Origin of the sequence: Klebsiella sp. Lac1 (assembly GCF_009825425.1) — a bacterium.
Classification (GTDB): domain Bacteria; phylum Pseudomonadota; class Gammaproteobacteria; order Enterobacterales; family Enterobacteriaceae; genus Klebsiella; species Klebsiella electrica.
In genome coordinates this window covers 647,074-668,679 of the sequence record NZ_VJZJ01000001.1, presented here as the reverse complement: position 1 = coordinate 668,679, position 21,606 = coordinate 647,074, and the positions used below count along the sequence as shown (strand labels likewise).

At 53.4% G+C, this 21,606-nt stretch carries 23 protein-coding genes and 1 pseudogene; 15 read left to right on the top strand and 9 right to left on the bottom strand.

Going from position 1 to position 21,606, the window contains the following annotated elements; all coding sequences use genetic code 11:
• Positions 1-45: 45 nt before the first annotated feature.
• Positions 46-255: a fumarate hydratase FumD gene (fumD, locus tag FNY10_RS03145; protein WP_160705121.1), complete on the bottom strand. Its 210-nt coding sequence runs from the start codon at positions 253-255 to the stop codon at positions 46-48.
• Positions 256-456: 201 nt separating this feature from the next.
• Between fumD and FNY10_RS03140 the strand changes: the two genes are divergently transcribed.
• On the top strand, positions 457-831 hold the full coding sequence (locus FNY10_RS03140; protein WP_160705110.1) for a hypothetical protein: 375 nt from the start codon (positions 457-459) through the stop codon (positions 829-831).
• On the opposite strand, the gene FNY10_RS03135 is transcribed toward FNY10_RS03140, so the two are convergent.
• Positions 769-1,107 (bottom strand): hypothetical protein, encoded by a 339-nt coding sequence (locus FNY10_RS03135; protein ID WP_160705120.1) that lies wholly within the window; start codon positions 1,105-1,107, stop codon positions 769-771. The two genes, FNY10_RS03140 and FNY10_RS03135, sit on opposite strands and share 63 nt — an antisense overlap.
• Before the next feature lie 265 nt (positions 1,108-1,372).
• On the opposite strand from FNY10_RS03135, the gene FNY10_RS03130 reads away from it, so the two are divergent.
• From FNY10_RS03130 to FNY10_RS03095, 9 genes are all read left to right on the top strand, one after another.
• Positions 1,373-1,573 carry a hypothetical protein gene (locus FNY10_RS03130; RefSeq protein WP_160705130.1) on the top strand — a complete coding sequence of 67 codons (201 nt, stop codon included), beginning with the start codon at positions 1,373-1,375 and terminating at the stop codon, positions 1,571-1,573.
• 127 nt (positions 1,574-1,700) lie between these two features.
• Positions 1,701-1,811: a hypothetical protein gene (locus tag FNY10_RS27270; RefSeq protein WP_306008863.1), complete on the top strand. Its 111-nt coding sequence runs from the start codon at positions 1,701-1,703 to the stop codon at positions 1,809-1,811.
• Positions 1,804-2,097, top strand: a complete 294-nt coding sequence (locus FNY10_RS03125) for a host cell division inhibitory peptide Kil (RefSeq protein WP_160701911.1) — start codon at positions 1,804-1,806, stop codon at positions 2,095-2,097. The genes FNY10_RS27270 and FNY10_RS03125 overlap by 8 nt, the downstream gene beginning before the upstream one ends.
• A gap of 66 nt (positions 2,098-2,163) precedes the next feature.
• Complete coding sequence (locus FNY10_RS03120; protein ID WP_160701913.1) at positions 2,164-2,397, top strand: hypothetical protein; 234 nt, start codon at positions 2,164-2,166, stop codon at positions 2,395-2,397.
• 14 nt (positions 2,398-2,411) lie between these two features.
• Positions 2,412-2,858: an ASCH domain-containing protein gene (locus FNY10_RS03115; RefSeq protein ID WP_160701915.1), complete on the top strand. Its 447-nt coding sequence runs from the start codon at positions 2,412-2,414 to the stop codon at positions 2,856-2,858.
• A complete protein-coding gene (locus FNY10_RS03110; protein ID WP_160701917.1) occupies positions 2,855-3,208 on the top strand; it encodes a hypothetical protein in 354 nt (117 codons plus the stop codon). Before FNY10_RS03115 ends, FNY10_RS03110 begins: the two co-directional genes overlap by 4 nt.
• 61 nt (positions 3,209-3,269) lie before the next feature.
• Positions 3,270-3,485, top strand: coding sequence for an excisionase family protein (gene xisR, locus FNY10_RS03105; protein WP_047664977.1), 216 nt, complete (start codon positions 3,270-3,272; stop codon positions 3,483-3,485).
• Positions 3,485-4,771 carry a site-specific integrase gene (locus tag FNY10_RS03100; protein ID WP_160701919.1) on the top strand — a complete coding sequence of 429 codons (1,287 nt, stop codon included), beginning with the start codon at positions 3,485-3,487 and terminating at the stop codon, positions 4,769-4,771. Before xisR ends, FNY10_RS03100 begins: the two co-directional genes overlap by 1 nt.
• Positions 4,772-4,869: 98 nt before the next feature.
• Entirely contained in the window at positions 4,870-5,496 is a 627-nt protein-coding gene (locus FNY10_RS03095; RefSeq protein ID WP_131048285.1) for a glutathione S-transferase family protein, read from the top strand.
• Between the two features lie 2 nt (positions 5,497-5,498).
• Here the strand turns inward: FNY10_RS03095 and FNY10_RS03090 are convergent, their stop codons facing one another.
• Together FNY10_RS03090 and bssR are read right to left on the bottom strand one after the other, a co-directional pair.
• Entirely contained in the window at positions 5,499-6,587 is a 1,089-nt protein-coding gene (locus FNY10_RS03090) for a PQQ-dependent sugar dehydrogenase (RefSeq protein ID WP_227699396.1), read from the bottom strand.
• Positions 6,588-6,727: 140 nt separating this feature from the next.
• Entirely contained in the window at positions 6,728-7,111 is a 384-nt protein-coding gene (gene bssR, locus FNY10_RS03085; RefSeq protein WP_160702555.1) for a biofilm formation regulator BssR, read from the bottom strand.
• 147 nt (positions 7,112-7,258) lie between these two features.
• Here bssR and FNY10_RS03080 point away from each other — a divergent pair.
• Positions 7,259-7,426, top strand: a pseudogene (locus tag FNY10_RS03080) (MFS transporter); the annotation flags it as partial.
• Between the two features lie 36 nt (positions 7,427-7,462).
• Here the strand turns inward: FNY10_RS03080 and FNY10_RS03075 are convergent.
• The 5 genes from FNY10_RS03075 to FNY10_RS03055 all read right to left on the bottom strand — a co-directional run bounded on the left by FNY10_RS03075 (position 7,463) and on the right by FNY10_RS03055 (position 16,122).
• Positions 7,463-8,620 carry a succinylglutamate desuccinylase/aspartoacylase family protein gene (locus FNY10_RS03075; RefSeq protein ID WP_131048283.1) on the bottom strand — a complete coding sequence of 386 codons (1,158 nt, stop codon included), beginning with the start codon at positions 8,618-8,620 and terminating at the stop codon, positions 7,463-7,465.
• Positions 8,621-8,713: 93 nt separating this feature from the next.
• Entirely contained in the window at positions 8,714-10,888 is a 2,175-nt protein-coding gene (locus FNY10_RS03070; RefSeq protein WP_227699395.1) for a cyanophycinase, read from the bottom strand.
• 19 nt (positions 10,889-10,907) lie between these two features.
• Entirely contained in the window at positions 10,908-13,646 is a 2,739-nt protein-coding gene (gene cphA, locus FNY10_RS03065; RefSeq protein ID WP_131048281.1) for a cyanophycin synthetase, read from the bottom strand.
• 113 nt (positions 13,647-13,759) lie between these two features.
• The gene (locus FNY10_RS03060) at positions 13,760-14,641 is read right to left on the bottom strand and encodes a universal stress protein (RefSeq protein WP_160701925.1); all 882 of its coding nucleotides are present in this window, start codon (positions 14,639-14,641) and stop codon (positions 13,760-13,762) included.
• Entirely contained in the window at positions 14,638-16,122 is a 1,485-nt protein-coding gene (locus FNY10_RS03055) for an amino acid permease (protein ID WP_131048279.1), read from the bottom strand. Before FNY10_RS03055 ends, FNY10_RS03060 begins: the two co-directional genes overlap by 4 nt.
• Before the next feature lie 276 nt (positions 16,123-16,398).
• Here FNY10_RS03055 and FNY10_RS03050 point away from each other — a divergent pair, with 276 nt between their 5' ends.
• From FNY10_RS03050 to rimO, 4 genes are all read left to right on the top strand, one after another.
• Complete coding sequence (locus FNY10_RS03050) at positions 16,399-16,914, top strand: Lrp/AsnC family transcriptional regulator (protein WP_131048278.1); 516 nt, start codon at positions 16,399-16,401, stop codon at positions 16,912-16,914.
• A 421-nt stretch (positions 16,915-17,335) separates the two neighbouring features.
• Complete coding sequence (locus tag FNY10_RS03045) at positions 17,336-18,946, top strand: inorganic phosphate transporter (RefSeq protein ID WP_131047745.1); 1,611 nt, start codon at positions 17,336-17,338, stop codon at positions 18,944-18,946.
• Positions 18,947-18,968: 22 nt separating this feature from the next.
• The gene (gene ppk2 / locus FNY10_RS03040; RefSeq protein ID WP_131047744.1) at positions 18,969-19,883 is read left to right on the top strand and encodes a polyphosphate kinase 2; all 915 of its coding nucleotides are present in this window, start codon (positions 18,969-18,971) and stop codon (positions 19,881-19,883) included.
• 329 nt (positions 19,884-20,212) lie between these two features.
• Positions 20,213-21,535: a 30S ribosomal protein S12 methylthiotransferase RimO gene (rimO, locus tag FNY10_RS03035; protein WP_191119332.1), complete on the top strand. Its 1,323-nt coding sequence runs from the start codon at positions 20,213-20,215 to the stop codon at positions 21,533-21,535.
• Positions 21,536-21,606: the final 71 nt, after the last annotated feature.

Below are 21,606 nucleotides of genomic sequence, written 5' to 3'. Positions count from 1 at the left end.
TGTACTCGAAGCCTAACCCGGCCCCCGCGCCGGGTTTTTATTGCCCTACTCTTCCAGCAGCTTCACCGCCAACTCCATCATCTGAATCTGGTCTGAATCCCACTTATCCAGCCCCTTTGCAATCTCCGTTCTTATCACGTCAGCTATGGCTATCCGCTTGGTTTCATGGCCTTCGGCTACCATAGCAAACACGACATCTCCGACAATACGACACATCTCCTGATAGCGCAGTTGCGCAGCCTCTTCATGGTTCATGCCAGCATCCTCTTTGGTTTTTAGTAAGTTTATCACTTTGGACTGCATCCAGTATTCCTTATCTCACATGCAAAAATACAACTTAAAGTTATTGACAACATAACTTCAGGTTGTATTATTAAATCCATCAACGCCAAACAACGGCGCCATAGATAAACGTTCCGCTACCCGGCGATAAGGGTCAACTAAACGAGGTGAGTCATGGAATTCAAAGATCTTCCCCTGAAGGTGCAGGAAATCGCTGCGCAGTGCCTGGCAGATAAAATCAGCGTTACATCGGGTTTTGCGGAAGGTGCAGTGAAAAACGAGCCCGCCAAAGATCAGGCCCGTCAGGTGAAAGAAGCTTTCGTTGAGCTTTACGCCTCTCCAGCAGCATCTTCATCTCAATGCGATTGCGCTAAGAAAGGTAAAGACCAGCAAGCCAGCATTAATGTCATAACTCGCACGATCCGCCCCCTTCCATGCACTGGAGACGGAGTGGACCGTGTTTATCACGACACGATGGTTAAGGCTTTAAGAATCGAGCTTGAAAGGCTTAGGAGTCAGATCGCGATAAACGAAATCGTTGCCAACTAAGGCAGCAGATGGAAGCAAGCATGCGCTTTGTTCGAATTTACAAACAAAGATATTTGCTTCAACACCAGCGCTATTAGCAATAGTGGAGGTTTGCTTAACAATATTATCACAATCCATTGTGCTTTTAAGAATATAGCCCTCTGGAATCAACCTACAGTCACCATCGGTATCCTTAGTTGTTTTTTGGTAATGGAAGTTAAGCATTAATTCTTCGAATTTTTTTGTTTGTTCGGTTGTAGCTTTGAAAAGTCGGACGTGAATATAAAACTGGTCCATTAGGTTTCCTTGCTGGTTGTGTGAGAACTCCAGCATACCACCGAGCCTGAAGTGGTGAAAAGACAGGCAAATAACAGACTTTGCAATGCAGTGAATGCGGCTATGCGCACGCGGTTCAGTTAAAGCGGTACAACAACGGTCATTCATGTTGTGGGGAAAAAGCAGGCCGATACCAGTTGTTAACTGGCTGGTATCACCGGGAGGCACCCGGCACTGCATTGCAAAGTCTGTTGGTGCACAAATTCAATGGGGTAAGGATTTAAAAATGGAAAAGTTCGAACTCGTTGCAGAAATGACAAAAGCGGTGACCGCAAAAAAATATGCCCTTGAATGTAAGGCTGAGTATCACCGTTACCGCGAAAATTGCCGCAATACTCGCCGAGGTTTAGGTATTCACGGTCTGTGGGTTAGGTTGGCATGGCTTAATCGTCGTTGCGCAAGAGCATGGGCCTCTCAGTCTGTATAAGATTAATTTTTGAGGTGTTGAAAATGATTCGAGAACATGAAGTTCCTGCATGGCATCGGTTCTGCATAAAGGTTGCCTTGTTTTTGGCTGTAGTTGTCGTTATCAGCTTCCCATTCTGGAGTAACAAATGAGCAGAAACGGTATTCGTTCACTTGTTATTTTGCTGCTCGTCATGTCGGTAGTCTGGACGGCGGTAATCGGTAAAATTCTGCATGCTGCGGGGGTGTTCAATGGCTAGTTTACCGAAACACAATCCTCGCATTCAGGCAGCTCAAGGCAAGCTCGCTATTGCGCAATTTATTTGCGACAGAAACATGTGGGCTCAGGCCATGGAATCAATGAAAGATATTCATGATGCCGAAAAGCACGCAGAAGACAATATGTTTTGTGGCCGCGTAGAGACGCAGTCAGGACTTAAATTTAGCGATGTCGCTTTAAATTATGATATGTACGGAGACTTAATTTCCGTCGATGCTGATTCGCTTACAGCTCAATATAAAGTTAATACTGAAGTTTCGTTTTAATACCAACCAATTTAATTAATGTCTTAATCGGCAGGCATCAACACACCTTAACAAAGGAATATATATATGGAAACCGAAACTCATAACTGCTATGGCTGCGGAGGCTCTTTTGCACGCGAAGACTTGCAATACCGCCCTATAGGTAAAGGTGCGTATCGCAAGAATGCATATTACTGTCCAGTTTGTAATGAAAGAGAAAAGAAGAAAAATGCACTGACAGCAGCAACGACTTCATTCCGAAATTCATTACCAAAAAGACCAACCGGTTTTCAATTACGACCAGCTGCGTGGAATAAATAATCGGAGGACGAAATATGAAAGCTCTCTCTATACGCCAGCCGTGGGCCTGGCTCATCGTGAATGGCTTTAAGGACATCGAGAACCGGAACTGGGACACGAAATACCGTGGGCCGGTACTCATTCACGCTTCCAGAAAACGGCCTACTGTGGACGAGGTGAAAGAAGCTCGTAGCATTCTGGAGAGGACGAACGGCCATATCGCAGCGCTTATGATGCCTTCCGCCAACAACTTCCAGCTGGGCGGTATCGTTGGGGTTGTCCGCATCGACGGAACTACCCGACTCAGTGACTCGCCGTGGTTTTTCGGCCCAGTCGGTATTCAGTTGAACTACGCGAAGCCGCTGCGATTCGCACCCATGAAGGGGCGGTTGAGCTTTTTCCATACAGGTATGCGCCCCCACGGCGTTTTCAATTTCCTTGTCCCTGAGGGCTATCAGGATGCGACGGAGGGGACGTTATGAGCTGCGGATATCAAGGTTATGAATTTGGCGCGCATTACCCGGATAGTCTTTGCTGTGATGGCTACCTATGGGATTGCGACGCATACGAAGATGGCATGCTCACGAATGGTGGTGACATTCCTTGTCCTGTCTGTAATCGCAAGCAGTGGCTGGCCTTCTACCGCGATCACATCATTGAGTGCGGAATGATGCAGTCAGAGCGTAAGCATGGGCCTAAAACCGTGAAATACGGCGGCTTCCCGGAACCTGTTCGTGGGGACGCAAAGGCTATGCGCACCATCCGTCGCTGGCTGCGTCGTGGTTGGTATCAGGGCAGGAAGTTCGATGCGGAAGCGCACACACTGAGATGATTTCCAATAATCAACATTAAACCGGGGAACTGATTATAGTTTCCCGGCCATGAGGTTATTTATGGCCGATATTGCTCAAGAAGATGAATGGGTAATGGAAAAGGGAATAGTAGCGAAGATGTATATGACTCCCCGGCAAATTAAATCTTATCGGGAAGGGAGATGGATTGAAGGGGTTCATTATAAGAAGCACTCGCCTAATCCTTCTGCCTCAGAAGGAAGAGTAACACTTCTCTATAACTATACCAGGATTAATAGGCTTGTCGGGGATACGTAATGAATATGCCTACTGGCGTAGAGCTGCATGGGAAGGGAATAAGAATTAGCTTTCTGTATCGCGGCATTCGTTGCCGCGAAGTTTTACGGGGCTGGACTGTTTCAAACAGCAATATTCGTAAAGCAGGCAATCTCCGTGCTTTAATCGTCAGTGAAATACAGCAGGGAAAGTTTGACTACGCGGAACATTTCCCGGAGTCGAATGCAATAAAAAAATTCACCACAACGCAAAAAATCAAAACCTTTGGTGAATTGTGTCAGGTATTTCTTTCCGCTAAAAAACTTGAGGTTTCAGCCGCGTCATACAAAGGGTCAGAGTCGCGTATAGCTACTCTTTCGGCCATCGTTGGTAATAATACACTCATTGCTGATATCCAGCACACAGACCTCCTGAACTACAGGAATGCGCTGTTAATGGGTGACACTATTAGCGATCATGCGCCCTGGATGCAAAGAAAAGGTCGCGCCGTATCCACGGTAAACGGCCTGATGAACAATCTGACCGCATTACTCAAACTTGCAAGTCTGAGCGGCTTTATCGACCACACCCCGCATGAAGGGATAAAGATGCTTAAGCGCTCCCGAAGAGACCCGGATCCGCTTCTCCATAGCGAATATGAAGGCTTTATGCGTGCCCTGCCACGCAGGCATGCTTTGCTGTGGACTACGGCAATTTTCACCGGCCTCAGGCATGGCGAGCTGACCGCGCTGGCCTGGGAGGATGTGAGCCTTGATAAAGGAGAGATTTACGTCAGACGTAATCAGACGAATGAGGGTCTGTTTGTGCCGCCAAAGACAGACGCGGGGTTTAGGACGGTAACGCTGATTAAACCTGCCCTGGAGGCCCTGCGTGAACAATTTCAGCTAACGGGCGCATTAAGCAAGACCGAAATCACGTTTCATCACCGTGAGCATGGACTAACTGAGCAGCAGAAATTACGGTTCGTGTTTGTTCCGGTTAAGAACTGGCGCGGGGAAACGAAGTATTACGGATCTCAGTCACTGGGATATAGCTGGGAGGCGGGGTTAAAGAGGGCGGGGATACGAAGCCGGCGCCCCTATCAGTCTCGCCATACGTTTGCGTGTTGGCTTTTAACTGCCGGAGCTAACCCGTCTTTCATTGCATCACAGATGGGGCATGAGAACGCGAAGATGGTTTATGACATTTACTCGAAGTGGATCGGGGAAATGAACCGCGATCAAGTTGAAATGCTGAACGACAGCTTTTCGGATGTAGTGTCCCAAGGGCGCCCCAAACGCAAAGTAGTGGGAATAAAAAACGTTTAATTTCAGCAGAATAAAAATGGTTGCCGGAATATTATGTTTATTCCAACATGATTGCTTACCATGATGCAACGACGGCTCAATAACAGGCAGGAACCGATATGATTACGCTATGGGGCAGAAATAACTCGACGAATGTGAAGAAAGTACGCTGGGCGCTGGCGGAGCTGGAGCTTCCATATCAGCATATTATGGCAGGGCTGGAGTTTGGCTTAAATCATGACCCGGAATATCTGGCGATGAATCCGAACGGTCTGGTGCCGCTGTTGAAAGATGATGCCCGTGACCTCGTCCTTTGGGAATCGAACGCCATTATTCGCTATCTGGCCGCCGAGTATGGTCAGGACCGTTTATGGCTCGCTTCGCCGCGCCAGCGCGCGCAGAGCGACAAATGGATGGACTGGGCGAACGGTTCGCTTTCTCCCGCCCACCGTCCGGTGTTGATGGGACTGGTGAGAACGCCAGAGGATAAGCGCGATCCGGCGGCCATCGCCGCCGGTATTGCCGCCTGTGAAGCGCTTTTCGCGATTCTTGACGCTGAACTGGCCACCTCTGCCTGGCTGTCCGGAGAGGCCTTTGGCCTCGGCGATATCGCCGTGGCGCCGTTCGTTTATAACCTGATGGAGATGGTGGACACCTGGCAGCCGCGTCCGCACCTGCAGCGTTGGTATCAGCAGCTTAATGAACGCCAGGCGTGGCGCGATGTGGTGATGATTCCGGTCACCTGATGCTATTCGGCCGGGCTCACCTTCAGCAGTTCGCCGTTGGACTCGTCGGTTAACACATACAGATAGCCGTCGGGTCCGACGCGCACATCGCGAATACGCTTGCCGCGATCGCGCAGAAGGCGCGTCTCTTCGCGCACCTTATCGCCATCCACCTTCAGAACAATCAGCGACTGGTCCTTCAGCGCCCCGATAAATAGCTTGTGCTGCCACTGCGGGAAAGTCTGCGCCGCATAAAACGCCATCCCGCTCACCGCCGGAGAACGCTTCCAGACGAAAAGCGGCGCTTCGGTTCCGGCGACCGCCGTGCCCTGCGCTTCGGGAATCGGCAGGCCGCTGTAGTTGACCCCGTGTGTCGCCAGCGGCCAGCCGTAGTTTTTGCCCCTGCGCGGAATATTGATCTCATCGCCGCCGCGCGGCCCGTGTTCGTTGAGCCACAGCGTAGCGCTCCAGGGGTTCATCGCCATCCCCTGCGGATTGCGGATGCCATAAGACCAGATTTCCGGCCTCGCCCCCGCGCGATCGGCAAAAGGATTATCGGCAGGGACTGTGCCGTCTTCGCTCAGGCGCACCACTTTTCCCTGCAGTTTATCCAGATCCTGGGCCGTAGGGCGTTGGTTATTTTCGCCCAGCCCGATGAATAAATATCCTTTCCCATCGAAAACCAGCCGCCCGCCGAAATGGTTGCCGGTGGAGAGCTTCGGCTGTTGGCGGAAGACGACCTGAAAATGCTCCAGATGCTGAAGGTTGTCACTCAGACGACCGTAGCCCACGGCGGTACCGGCCTTACCCTCATCGCCGACTTCAGCAAAGCTCAGCCAGACCCGGCGGGAGCGGGTAAAATCCGGGGCCAGCGCCACGTCAAGCAACCCGCCCTGGCCGCTGGCCCACACCGTGGGGACGCCGGTTATCGCGGCCGAAAGACCTTCCCCCTGCCGCCAGCGCTTCAGTTCGCCTGAACGCAGGGTTATCAGTATTCCCTGGTCATCGGGCAAAAAGGCCAGCGCCCACGGATGCGCAAGCTGATTTTGCAAGACCTCGACGCGTACCTTCCCGGCAAGGGTCACGGCGGGAAACAGCAGGGTGGCGAGCATCAGCGAAATGGCGACCTGGCGCATAGCATTCTCCTTTCATCGGCAATACTTTCGGTAATGCGCTAAGAGTAGCCAGCGAGGCAAACCAGGAGGGGATTTTTACATAACATTAAGCAGGGGGAGTTCGCCTCCCCCTGAATTCAGACGTGGGCCACTGACGCTCGTTTATTCAGTTTATGAATATTCATCGTCAGCTCAGCCAGACAGCGTTCTAGCGTCTCTACGTTAACCGCAATATATGACGGGCAGTCATGATGCCCGCTCATCAGGCAAACCGCCGCAGACGCGATGGCTCCACCCGCAAGACGGAGTGCATCCTTTTCCTCCGGTGCAAGCTCGTGCTGCAACCGCAGCCCGTGTTCACGCATTTCACCACACAGTTCGAACAAGTTATCACGCAGATGCTCATTTTCGCTGACTGACATATAGCCCTTCGCTTTGCGTAACTGCAAATAAGCGTGGAGATCAATATTGGCATTAATCAGCTTATTCAGAAGGTTACGATACAGTCTGTCAACGCTCATCATAGTTCCTCCTCTGTCATCCATTACCATTATCAGAATATGGCTATTTTTTGTACAAAAGGATGCGCGAGGTCAATAATTCCTGGTTAATTAACATCATTTACAATGTTACATTTATGTTCAAAATCGCTACCGGCGCGCCTGTAGCTCTCCCATGCGCTGGAGCTGGCGAAAACCAGGCAGTTCTCGATGCTGCTGATCTTTACCTTATTCGTCACGCAGATTTATGACACCTACGACAGGCAGTTTGCGCAGTACTTCTCATTGCCGTTCCTTACCCCGAAAGAAGGCAACCGCGGGTACGCCACGTTATCTGGCTGCGCCGCAGCCAGATAACGGCCTTCGGCTGAATTAATCGGTGAGTAAATTGCCCTGGCGGGTAGCCAGCGGCACGCTCCCCGCGATTTTCCCTATCACCTTTCCTTGCCAGGCATAAGGCTGACTGTGACGGGCGAAAAGGATGCCATCAGTTTCGGCGATCACCTCGACCTCCTCCCCCGCAGGCACAATAATCGTTGCCACCACATCGCCCGCTCTTACCGTATCTCCGGTACGTAAACGGTACACGATAAGACCAGCATGCTGCGCTTTCACCTGCGACATCGCCGTGAGCGGCGTGGCTTCACAACGCAAGCGCGGAAGGTCGGAATCGGTTGGTCCCTCGATAACGCCGCGCCTTTCCAGAATACGATATAATGCGGCCGCCTGATCCTGCGCAAGACGCACATCGACATCATCATTGCAGCCCAGTTCCAGAGTTGTCGCCAGACAAGCCAGCGGGATCGGGTAATCCGGGTAGCGTTGGGCCAGTTCCCACCACGGGGCGCTGCAGGCTTCATCAAACGGATTTCCGCCTGATTTTTCAGCCAGTAACACCGCGCGAACGCCCAATTCCGCGGCGATATCCTGGGCGTCAGGCCAAAGCGGGGTTCCCACATACATATGCGGCAACGCCTGGTTATCAGCATGGAGATCGAAAACAAAATCAGCATCGTAAGCCAGAGACAACAGCGTGTGACGCAGCGCCGCTAAGGCGGTAGTCGGCTGCTGTTCGGCAAGCAATGTCGCCATTTCCGCTCGGATAATCGCACGGTTGAGCTGGCTGTCCGGGGTTAGTTTGTCTGACAGACGCTCCCCCATCGCCAGCGTAAAGTCGAGATAGTGACGATTAAAATTGTCCCCGCTTTCAACATCGTGTCTCCCCAGCAGGAAACCGCTATCCTGTTGCGCCAGACCAATGGGATTGGCCTGCGGCAGGATGACGATTTCGCCGACGATGCGTCCGCGTGCCGCCGCCTCGGTCAGCATAGTGCTCAGATAATGCAGCGCCAGCATCCCCGGAAATTCATCCGCATGCAGGCCCGCCTGCAAATAGGCTTTTGGTCGCGCCCCGGGGCTCCCAAAGCGCAGGATTGAGAGGTTATGTATTGCTCCTGTCCCGCTAGCAGGCAGCGTAATATTCTGCCGCGTGTGGGTATTCTCAACGGCCGAAACCTGATGTTCATTCATATTTTTATCCTGAAACGCGCGGTTATGCTCTGTGCAATGTTAGCGCCATTCTCTGGCGCGGGTGAGTCACTATCCGTACCTGTTGTCGATGAATTAACCATGCCGCTCCCGTAAACAGGTCATATTCAGCAGCCCGCAGCCCTGTCCGATAGCGTTAAAACGTAGCGAAAGCGGCCCGGAGTCCCTGTGTTCTGCGCAAGAATACCCATCGCTACCGCCGCACTCATCGATAAAATCGGTCATAAGTTGGCGAAGCGCGGCGTCCGCCGGTTCATCTGCTTGCTGGCGCCGGAGTGTGCCGGTATTCAGATCGATGACGTCACCGGGCAAGGCGAAGGTCAATCGGGTGCCGGCGGCGATAAAATCATCACCCTGCAGGACTATCTGCGTCGGGTCAGTTTCCACCAGCACAACCCCTCTGGCCCCGACCACCGTGAGTAACGAATTATCGTGATTGCTGATAAAACCGCTGTCCTCACAGATCCCCAGACCATAACGCACATTCTCTTCCGCGCAGGCGACAACCAGACGGCCCAGACGACGGGCGGAGGCGAGGTTCTGGTCCACAATACCAGAGCCAAACAGCCCCAACCCCTCCTGAATCACCAGACCGCGTCGTCCCATATCCGATGCAATCCCAAAACGCAGCGCTTCATAAGAGCTGCCGCCTGCGATCATGAATCCCGAGAGCGCCGCCGCCGCGCCGCCAACGGCGATAAGGGTCGCTCCTGCGCAATAAGCCCGCACTAATGCCTGCAACACCGGGGTCACTTCGCCGCGATGGAGTAAGGCTTCAACCAGGCGAATCTGGTTACCGCCCGTGAGGATAATGGTTTTCAGCGCCGCAATCCGCTCGATCAGGGCGCGATCCAGACTGAGGCGTTCGATATTGTCGATGGTAATATTAAAATCAACGGCATGGATGCCGCGATCCGCCAGCGCACGCAAATATTCCCTCGCGTCACTACGCGGTTCGGCCGAGGCGGCGGCGATAATACCCACCTCATTCGAACAGGCGTTCAGCAGGTCATCAAATAAGTGGGCATCGCGGGCTAACGGCGTCGAACCCAGGAGCAGTAGCCGGGATTCAGGCCGCGGCTTGATGCCGTAATCGCGTGACAATGCGCTATATTGACTCGCATTCAACTGCGATGCATTGAGCTTATGGCTGACCAGGCTTGCCTGAAAACGAATGGCCGTCATGCGCAACTCATTATTTCTGATGGCAATGAATGACTGCGAAACCTCAGGGAGCCGCGCAAATTCAATGGTGGCCGCCATCGCGTTTTTGGGATCGATGGCGCTGGCATGATCGTGGGTGTAATTTAGCGGATCGCCTAATACCAGCCTCGCCAGCAGATCGTACAGCGTATAAGCGCCGAAGACGTTTCGTAGCGAACGGGCTGACGCACTGTAGGCAACATCCTGACGAGTCACCGGCATTTTTTGTGAGCCGACCCGTGGTTCAATATTGCGCAGATCGAGGCCATCGCCGTCGTCGAGATAGCTGATAAGGATATTCTTCGCCGTTCTGAGGGCGTAGTCATACTGCGCCGCACGCATATCAAGCACAAATACGCCATATTCGCCAATGACATACGCATCGTTTCCCTTAACAAACAGCGCCGTATTCTCATCAATCCCAAAGCCGTACGGAATGTCGCTTTCCATCATGGCGACGATCAGCCGCCCGAGGCGGCCTCGTTTAATAAAGTGTTGATCGACGATGCCCCAGTGAAACAGATTCAGGCCACGGCCCAGCAGCATGCCCGGCTGTTCAGGCGAGGTGATGACACCGAAGGTCGCCGCCTCCAGCGAGGTGCCGCCGACAATCATGGTGTCTGACATCATCGCCGCGCCCGCGCTTGAGCCGGCGACCAGCCCGCCCTGGGCATGAACATCGCGGATCGCTGTTAATAACGGGCTGGCGACGCCCGCCGGGGCCAGCGCATCGGTGATAAATGACTGATTGCCGCCGGTAAAAAAGACGCTACCGTAGTCGTGAACCAGTGCCACTATTTGCGGGTCGCAGGCAGCTTGCGCTGCCCCTTCGCCATAGACCTCCGCCAGCACAACATCAAAGCCATAGGCCTGAAAAACCGCGACCGTCTCCTCTCCTACCACTTTGGGTTCGGAAGAGGCCGTCGGGAAAATCACCATGCGACCATCCGAAAGACGATGCATCTCTTGGTAGATTGCCGCGTTGTCGTCCTCCAGTCTGCCGCCAATGACCGCAAGTCTGGGACATCTGCCATTATCGGGGTTCATGCAATTGGTCATAAGTTTCTCAGTTGGGCTGTCCAGCGTCAGGAATAATCAGTAAACCACGCGCGTCGCTAATGACTTTATAGCCGTCAGGCACATCGCAAGCCTGTTCCTGGAGATGATGCGCAGACACGACACGCTCTGTTGTGTCTGCGAAGGAAGGTTTGAAATGAATGATCTGCTTCCACGAACGGGTGATATTTTCGCAAAAGAACAGAACCAGATCGTCGCGGTCGGCCATCCCCAGCAGGGTATTCAGCGCGTCCTCTTCCTGTTCAACAATGTGGATCGCCGAGTCATCCACGCCGTGCGCAATCAGCGCGGCGCGCATCAGCCGCGGCATTTCATCCGGAGCACGTCCCCGTAAGCCGTCATCGCGATGGCAGATATAACGGTCGAAATGCCCTGCTACTTTTGCCGCGATGGCGGTGACATCCTCGTCACGTCTGTCGCCCGGGCAGGTCACGCCGACAATTTTTTTGCCACGCGGTTGCAGGCGCTCGACAAGATCAACCATCGCCCCGACGGCGGCCTCGTTGTGACCGTAGTCGAGAATGGCCCGGAAACCATGCGCGTCGAAGACGTTCATCCGTCCCGGCGACTGGAAAAATGTGTTATCGAAGGTCCGCAAACCATTACGGATCTGATCGAGTGTTTTCCCCAGCGCATACGCCATCCCTGCGGCGAACATCGCATTCTCGACGTTGTGCAGGGCTTTACCTTCCAGCGTGGCCGGGATGACATGGGTCCACATCAGGGGGAGCTGCATTCCGTTATCATAAATAACGATTTGCTCTCCGTTCAGCCCCTGCTCCAGCACGACCGCGCGTTTGCCCAGACGGATATGCTCGCGCACCAACATATGGTCGCGATTACGCGTCACGTACATGATGTGTTTTGCGGGTGAATGTGCCGCCATTTTTAACGTGTATTCGTTATCGGCGTTCAGCACGACCGTGTCATGGGAAATCTCGGCGATAACCCGTTTCACTTTGGCCAGCTCATCAAGGGTGTCAACGCCGCCGAGACCAAGGTGATCCGAGGAGATATTGAGCACCGCCCCGACATCGCAGTACATATACCCCAACCCGGAACGGACGATGCCGCCGCGGGCCGTTTCCAGCACGGCGATATCTACCGCCGGATCGCGTAAGACCATCCTGGCGGAGACCGGCCCGGTCATGTCGCCCTTAACCGTGACATTGCCATCGATATAAACCGCATCGGTGGAGGTCTGACCAACAATATGACCGGCCATTTTCAGGATATGGCTCAGCATACGCGCGCAGGTTGTTTTGCCATTGGTGCCGGTCAGCGCGGCAATCGGCACCCGACTTTGGCTGCCTGCCGGGAACAGCATATCCATAATTTTTCCGCCGACATCACGCGGCTTACCTTCCGATGGCGAGATATGCATCCGCAGGCCGGGTCCGGCATTGATCTCACAGATGGCCCCACCGGTTTCACGATAGCTTTTGGTGATATCCGATGTCAGGAAATCCACCGCGCCAATATCCAGACCAACCGCACGAATAGCGCGCTCTGCCATCAATTTGTTATCTGGATGGATAATATCGGTAACATCGACAGCCGTACCTCCGGTTGAGATATTGGCGGTTTTGCGCAGATAAACCTCCTCGCCCAGCGGCGGAACGCTTTCCGCGTGATAACCGCGTAGCGCCAGCAGCGCCAAAGCCCGCTCATCCAGATCCAGCCGGGTCAGGACATTTTCATGACCAATCCCGCGACGCGGATCCTGATTAACCTTTTCTACCAGCGCGCTGATGGTATGGACGCCATCACCAACAACGTGACCAGGCACCCGGCGAGCTGCCGCGACCAGTTCGCCATTCACCACCAGCAGACGATGGTCGTCGCCGGCTATCATGCTTTCCACCACCACCGCGCTACCTTCGTCGTTGGCGACGGTAAAGGCCATTTCAACCGCCTCATCGTCAGCGATATTGACGGTCACGCCACGGCCATGATTACCGTCCAGCGGTTTTATCACCACCGGGTAGCCGATACGTCTGGCGGCCGACAGGGCCTCCTCCCCATCATAGACCACGCGCTGTTGCGGGACCGGGAGCCCTAAGTCGCCCAGTAACTGGTTACATATATTTTTATCTGAGGCAATTTCCACTGCGATATGGGAGGTCTGGCTGGTCAACGCGGCTTCGATGCGTTTTTGATATTTCCCCTGTCCCACCTGAATCAGGCTGGCGTCGTTAAGACGATACCAGGGGATACCGCGCGCCTGCGCCGCCCGGACCAGTTCAAGCGCTGAAGGTCCAAGCGAATATTTGTCGGCATAGCGAATAAAACGTGCGACATGGTCAGCTAAATCCACGGGGGCGCTCTGTTCATCGGCGCGGGCCAGTTCCGCCAGCATATCGCAGGCCACCTCCCCCGCCTCCAGTCCGATATCCTCCGACTCATAGCTATAGAGGACCTCGACCTCATTTTCATGGTCGCTGGCAATGGCAAAGGCCAGCTCGCCATCCAGTCCGGTCAGACGCTGTAAATGCAGCGCGATCAGCGCGATTAACCCGCCGGTCGCCTCAACCTGCACGCCGGGCAACGCCTCACCCTCAGCGGCGAAAATTCCCGGTATTGCTGCTTTCAACGCGTCAAAAACGGCCTTCCCCTGGGCATTAAGCTTACTGGCATAGAGCGGATTCACATCCACGCACAAGCGAATAAGTGGAGTTCTGGCAAAAGTATTAGGACCAACATAAACCGAGGTAGAGATAATATTCACGATATTCGCCTTCTTACGTTCTGGAAAATCTGAAACAGAATGTCTGCCATCGCTGATGCCCTTACCCGCCAGGGCAAGCGGTCACCGATGCGCATAAGCATAAACAGGGATACTCAGTCCGGTCGCCGCGGGAGCACGAGGCGCGGAACGGTGGCAAAACGGGCAATCTTCCCGGCGTTTGAGCCCAGGAAGACCCGCATCAGTTGCCCCCGATCGCTGGAGCCGATAATCAGCAACTCCGTCTCTTCCCAGTCGATACTGCCGAGCGCGGATTTCCAGTCCTCGCCATCGCCAAGCACGCTGCTAAGCGCAACGGGTGAATGCCAGTCATGTTGAATCGCATCATGCGCGGCCTGCGCCTGAACGCGCAGCTGATTGGCGACCTGGTTCTCCGCGCTGTAGCCCACGCCCGTTGGATACATCTGTTTATCACGGACAATAAAGGTGGCGAGTCTCAGGCTGACGCCAAATGTTGCCGCAATTTCGCCGGCCTGCTCCGCCAGTAACGGCGAGTGCTCTGAACCAGAAACCGCGCAGGTGATACGCTGTACAACCGCGTTATCTGCGACGGTAAATCCGCGCGGCGTTAAAATGACCGGCAGCCCCGCGCTCTGTAGCATATTGGTCGTCACGCTCCCGCTATCAAACCGCCCTTTAATCGCTGACCGGGCCGATCCCATAACGATACAATCCGCCGAGAGTTCGCTGGCGGTTCGCAGGAGCCCTTCACTGGTGGAAGGGACAGAGCGGGCAATGAAATCCGCTGAAATATCCGCGGGCAACGCGGCCTTTGCGCAGGCCAGGGCACGGTCGGCATGCTGATAGAGAAAACTGGCGTACTCCTGATCAATACGCGCCAGTGAGGGATGGTCCCACGCCTCGGGGACCAGCGTGCATACCACCAGGCTGCCGTGGGTCGTGCGGGCTAAAACGGCGGCCAGTTGCAATGCCTCCAGACCACTCTGGTCGGCTGAAAAACCCACCAGATATTTCATTCCGCCACCTCGCTATTCGCCAGATTTTGTCCGTCGCGTTTTTTCTCCAGTCGCGAGTGGCGAACGGAATATGTCAGGTAAAACAGCGCCGCCAGGATTGCCCAGATGGCGGTCAGCTTGAATACAATCAGCGACAGGCTGGAAATCAAATACAGGCAGGCAATAATGCTGAGAATCGGTAACAGCGGAAAGAAAGGCACCTTAAAACCACGCGGTGCATCGGGCTGCGAGTAACGTAAAACGATCACTCCCGCAGACACTACCGTGAAGGCGACCAGCGTTCCCATGCTGGTTAAATCCCATAGTATTGATGAGGGTAAAAATGCCGCAATTGCCGACACAAAGCAGGCGACGATCGCGGTATTCATATTCGGCGTCATCGTTCGCGGATTCACTTTATGAAAAATCTTTGGCAACAAACCATCGCGCGACATGGCAAACAGAATCCGGGTCTGTCCGTACAGCACGACCAGGGTGATAGAAAAAACGGAGACGACGGCGCCGGCAGAAAGCACAACGGCAGGCCAGGTTGCACCGGTAATATGCTGCAGGATCAGCGCAAGTCCAGCCTCTTGTCCCTTAAATTCGCTCTGCGACTGCGCCCCCAAAGCCATTAACGCCACGAGGATATAAAAAACCGTGACAATAAGCAGCGCGCTAATAATAGCAATCGGTAAATTACGTTTCGGGTTTTTGACCTCTTCACCCGCGGTGGATACCGCATCAAGGCCCACAAAGGTGAAAAAGATAGAGCCTGCGGCGGCGCTAATACCGGCAAATCCATGAGGAGCAAACGGTAATAAATTACCGGCATTAAACGATGTCGCCGCGAGGGCAATAAACAGAAGTAACACCCCGAGTTTGATAACCACCATAATGGCATTGGTTCGGGCAGACTCTTTCGACCCTCGCATCAGCAGGAGACAACAGAGAAAAACAAGACAGGCGGCGGGCAGATTAATCAGGCCATCGCCCCCCGGCTTCAGATTGTAGCCTTCCGCAACCAGTGGTGCCGAGAGCATCCAGCGGGGAAGTTCAAGACCGCTAATATTAAAAATAAGATTGTGGAGATACTCGCTCCAGCCAATAGCGACAGCCGCCGCCGAAATGCCATATTCGAGGATCAAACAGGCGGCGACCAGAAAAGCGATACCTTCCCCGAGCGTCACATAAGCGTATGAATAAGAGGATCCGGAAGCAGGAATCATCGAACTCATCTCGGCATAGCATAGTGCCGTCAGACCCGCCGTCAGCCCGGCAATCAGAAAAGCAATCAGAACCGCAGGCCCGGCTACCGGCACCTGCTCACTCAACACGAAGAAAATACCCGTGCCGATAGTCGCGCCGACGCCAAACATGGTTAACTGGAAAAGTGTAATTGAACGCCCAAGTTTGCTTCCGTGAGCAGAAGCGTCTTCAACCATATCGTCTATCGGTTTTTTACGCATCAGGCGTAGTTTTAAAGATACCCCATGTTTCATGATAACAACCTCTTTCTCGATTAACGCCTGATTGATTACCTTCCACCCTACAGAAATAAACCTGAAAAAGTCCTGCCGAAGTTGACGAGATATTCGAAATTTGTTTCGATATAACAGCCCCTGGAAAACAGGAATTGCTGAAATTCTTTATTTGCTTAAAAAACAGGCGCTGCGCCAGTTTTAAAATAAGAGAAAGAACTCTGCTACGGACCATTGCATATATTTTACTTATGTATGAAATATTAACGTTTATTGCCTGAAACGTTTGGAGGCTTTATGAAAGATAGTGATGGTTCGCTGACGCTGGACAGAATTGATTTAAAAATACTTAGCAAGCTACAAAAAAACGGACGAATTACTAATCAGGAACTTGCCGATTCTGTCGGTTTATCCGCCAGCCCATGTCTGAGCCGCGTAAGACGGATGGAAAAGGCGGGAGTGATAATTGGTTATCAAACACACATTGAACTTGCTAAATTATGCCGGTATGTTGATGTTATCGCAGCAATAACATTAAACAACCATAGCCTGGAGGACTTCGAGCTGTTCGAATCAGCCATTCAGTCAATGCGCTATGTTGTTAATTGTACAAAAGTTAGTGGCCCGATAGACTATCTGGCGCATTTTATTTGCCCTGATATCAGCGCCTATCAACTGCTCTCTGATGAACTATTAAAAATAGGCCCCAAAGTCTCAAATCTATCAAGCTATATTGTCCTTAAATCGATTAAACCATACCGCGGATTCGCCTTCGAGGATCTGATAGAACCTTGTGCGAAAACGTCTGAGTAAAACGCCAGTCAGCGTAAAACAGAGGGGCCCGTTCTCAGCAACCAGCCCCGTTTCGCTTCCCCCTTCTTTGGACAGAAAGAAAAACCTGTCCGCTGGCGGCAAGGTTACGCCCTCCCGTGAGCGGATGCCACCGCAGTAACCTGTTATTTATCAGATTAAACCACCTGATGCTATTTGTGTGATGTAATGTATATGTGGCTGAATTTAATAAAACCAGCAGAGTATTAATTCGGTTATCTGTCGTATAGCAGTGATGAATATTAACTAAAGTTATTTTTTCTTTTTGTTTAATGACCAGGCAATAAAGCGGGTTTTTATACACATTTAATTATTTTGAAATAAATGTGTAATGTTGCCCCACAATAATCCGACCTGCGAACTGTTGTAAACAATATATTAATTAGTTTTTAAAAGGTAATTTATGAGCGAGAATAACGCTATTCAATCTAACGGAGAGGCTACAGCCAGCCTTCCTAAAATACACCAAAAGAACAGTCGGTTAACTGTTCTTTTTTTTGTTTTTTTATTAGCGATCGGCATAGCGTTTGCGGGGATAAACCTCTTTAATGATGTCAATGATGCTGGCGCGGTATACACCGATTACATCCCTTTTCTCCTGCTGGGATTAGCGTTGCTGATAGCGTTAGGTTTTGAATTTGTTAACGGCTTTCACGATACCGCCAACGCTGTGGCGACCGTGATTTATACCCACTCGCTGTCGCCGATGGTGGCGGTGATCTGGTCCGGTTTCTTCAACTTCCTCGGCGTGCTGCTGTCCAGCGGAGTGGTAGCCTTCGGCATCATTTCGCTGCTGCCGGTGGAGCTTATCCTGCAGGCTGGCACCGGCAACGGCTTCGCTATGGTATATGCCCTGCTGTTCTCGGCGATCATCTGGAACCTCGGCACCTGGTGGCTTGGGTTACCGGCGTCGTCGTCACACACTCTTATTGGCTCCATTATTGGCGTCGGTGTGGCTAACGCCTTGATCCACGGACGTACCGGGACCAGCGGCGTCGACTGGGCGCAGGCGATAAAAGTGGGCTATGCGCTACTGCTGTCCCCGGCGATTGGCTTTGTGTTCGCCGCCCTGCTGCTGCTGGTGATGAAGGCGTTGGTTAAAAACCGCCAGCTGTACACCTCTCCCAAGGGCGACATGCCTCCTCCGCTGTGGATCCGTGGTCTGCTGATCCTCACCTGTACCGGCGTCTCCTTCGCCCACGGCTCCAACGACGGGCAGAAAGGTATGGGGCTGATTATGCTTATCCTGGTAGGTACCATGCCGATTGCTTACGCTCTGAACCGCTCGATGCCGCCGGAACAAATTCCGCGGGTGGCCGCGCTGGCTGAGGTGACCCGCAACGATTTACTGCAGCAATTCCCGGCGGTGAATCAGGTACAGCCTCGTGAGGTCCTGACCAGCTACGTACGTACCAGCGAACTGACCCCGGACGTCATGCCGGCACTGGCACAGATGGTTGGCGCCATCGGCGATCAGATCCGCCAGTACGGTTCGGTCAGCAAGATCCCGGCCCAGGCGGTATCCAACACCCGTAACGATATGTACCTGGCGTCGGAAACCATCAAACATTTGAAATCCGAGAAACAGCTGCAAATCGCCACCCGTTCACAGCACAACCTGGACGCCCTGAAAAGCGAGCTGGACAACGCCACCCGCTTTATCCCGTTCTGGGTGAAAGTGGTGGTGGCTATCGCCCTCGGTCTCGGCACCATGGTGGGTTGGCGACGTATTGTGGTGACGGTCGGTGAGAAAATCGGCAAATCCCACCTGACCTATGCTCAGGGCGCCAGCGCTGAACTGGTCGCCATGGCGACCATTGGCGCGGCGGATGCCTTCGGTCTGCCGGTATCGACCACTCATGTCCTGTCCTCAGGCATCGCTGGCACCATGGCGGCCAACCGCTCCGGCCTGCAGATGTCCACCCTGCGCAACCTGCTAATGGCATGGGTGCTCACCCTGCCCGTTTCAGTATTGCTGTCGGCGACGCTTTACTGGATTTTCACCAACATCTAACAGGCCAATACGGAAAACGATTATGTCTATGCATGAATTTAATCGCGACGACACCTTCAACCAGCGTCTGCTACAGGAATTTTACGACAGCTATGACGAAGAGCTGGAGATGGAGCTGGACGATTTGCGTTTTGACGATGCGGAAGTGGACAGCGATCAGAAGAAAGCCTGGCGCAAACAGTACTTCCGTGAATTGCTGCACCTGCAGGGGGAGCTGGTGAAACTGCAGGACTGGGTAATGCGCACCGGCCACCGGCTGGTTATCATCTTCGAAGGGCGCGATGCGGCGGGTAAAGGCGGCGTGATCAAGCGTATCACCCAGCGTCTGAATCCACGTACCTGCCGCGTGGCGGCGCTGCCTGCGCCAAACGACCGTGAACGTACCCAGTGGTATTTCCAGCGCTATATCGCCCACCTGCCGGCGGCGGGTGAAATGGTGCTGTTCGACCGCAGTTGGTACAACCGCGCCGGTGTCGAGCGGGTCATGGGGTTTTGTAGCGACGAAGAGTACGAAGAGTTTTTCCGCAGCGTGCCGGAGTTTGAGAAAATGCTGACCCGTAGCGGGATCCAGATTGTCAAATACTGGTTCTCGATTACCGATGATGAGCAGGAGTTGCGTTTCCTCAGCCGCATTCATGATCCGCTTAAGCAGTGGAAGCTCAGCCCGATGGATCTGGAAAGCCGTCGTCGTTGGGAGGACTACACCGAAGCCAAAGAGGTGATGTTAGAGCGCACTAACATTCCGGAAGCGCCCTGGTGGGTGGTTCAGGGTGTGGATAAGAAAAAGGCGCGGCTCAACTGCATCAGCCATCTGCTGCATCAGGTGCCGTACGAGGAAGGCGAAAGTCATATCATTACCCTCCCACCGCGCAAACGCAATCCTGAGTACCATCGTCACCCGGTGCCGGATAATATGATTGTCCCTGAAAGGTATTAATGTCATGCGCGGGGTCTTATGCGCAAAAATAAGTCCCCGCCATCTCCTTCCTGCATTCTGCCATGACAGACATCCTGGATTTTTACCTGTTCAGAACGCGGAATAAAGTACGGGAAATCACCGCCCGCTGGCTGACTGAATAGCGCAGTGAACGGCCTCATGAGCTGCTAAATAGCCTGGCGCCGGAAAAGTACCGCTGATGGCCGAAAATGTTCTTCTATCGCCGCGTCCTGCCTGTTGCTGGCCGTCCCTTTCTCCAGACGATCGCTTGACCATCTGATATAGCTGAACAGCTTCGGCATAATGTATACTCCACGTTTTCCTGAGCAATGATTGTACAAAAAATGTCTAAGATTGGATTTATATCATTAGGGTGCCCGAAAAACCTCGTCGACTCAGAACGCATCCTGACCGAGCTGCGTACCGAAGGTTATGACGTGGTTCCCACCTACGACAATGCCGATATGGTTATCGTCAACACCTGCGGCTTTATCGACAGCGCCGTTCAGGAGTCCCTGGAAGCCATTGGCGAAGCGTTAAAAGAAAATGGCAAAGTTATTGTGACCGGCTGCCTGGGCGCGAAAGAAGACCAGATTCGCGAAGTACATCCGAAAGTGCTGGAGATAACCGGGCCGCACAGCTATGAGCAGGTTCTGGAGCATGTCCATCACTATTCGCCGAAGCCTAAACACAACCCGTTCCTGAGCCTGGTGCCAGAACAGGGCGTGAAGCTGACGCCGCGTCATTACGCCTATCTGAAAATTTCCGAAGGCTGTAACCATCGCTGCACCTTCTGCATTATCCCGTCGATGCGCGGCGACCTCGTCAGCCGTCCGATTGGTGAAGTGCTGTCCGAAGCCAAACGCCTGGCCGATGCCGGCGTCAAAGAGCTGCTGGTCATTTCTCAGGATACCTCCGCCTACGGCGTCGATGTGAAGCACCGCACCGGTTTCCACAACGGCGCGCCGGTAAAAACCAGCATGGTCAGCCTGTGTGAAGAGCTGGCGAAACTGGGGATCTGGGTCCGTCTGCACTACGTCTATCCGTACCCGCACGTTGATGACGTGATCCCGCTGATGGCGGAAGGTAAAATTCTGCCATATCTGGATATCCCGCTGCAGCATGCCAGCCCGCGTATTCTGAAACTGATGAAACGCCCGGGTTCTGCCGACCGTCAGCTGGCGCGCATCAAACAGTGGCGTGAAATCTGCCCTGACCTGACCCTGCGTTCGACCTTCATCGTCGGCTTCCCGGGTGAGACGGAAGAAGATTTCCAGATGCTGCTCGACTTCCTGAAAGAGGCTCGCCTTGACCGCGTAGGCTGCTTTAAGTACAGCCCGGTTGAAGGCGCAACCGCTAACGAGCTGGCGGATCAGGTGCCTGAAGAGGTGAAAGAAGAGCGCTGGAACCGCTTTATGCAGCTGCAACAGCAGATCTCTGCCGAGCGCCTGCAGGAGAAAATCGGCCGCGAGATAACGGTACTGATCGATGAAGTGGACGAAGAAGGCGCCATTGGCCGCAGTATGGCCGATGCGCCGGAAATCGACGGCGCGGTCTACCTGAACGGCGAAACGAAGGTCAAACCTGGCGATGTCGTCCGGGTGAAAGTCGAACATGCCGACGAATACGACCTGTGGGGCAGCCGGGTTTAATCCCACGCCCTCTTATCCCCGGATTGCGGCGCTAACGCGCCTGATCCGGGCTACAAAATCCCACTCATCCC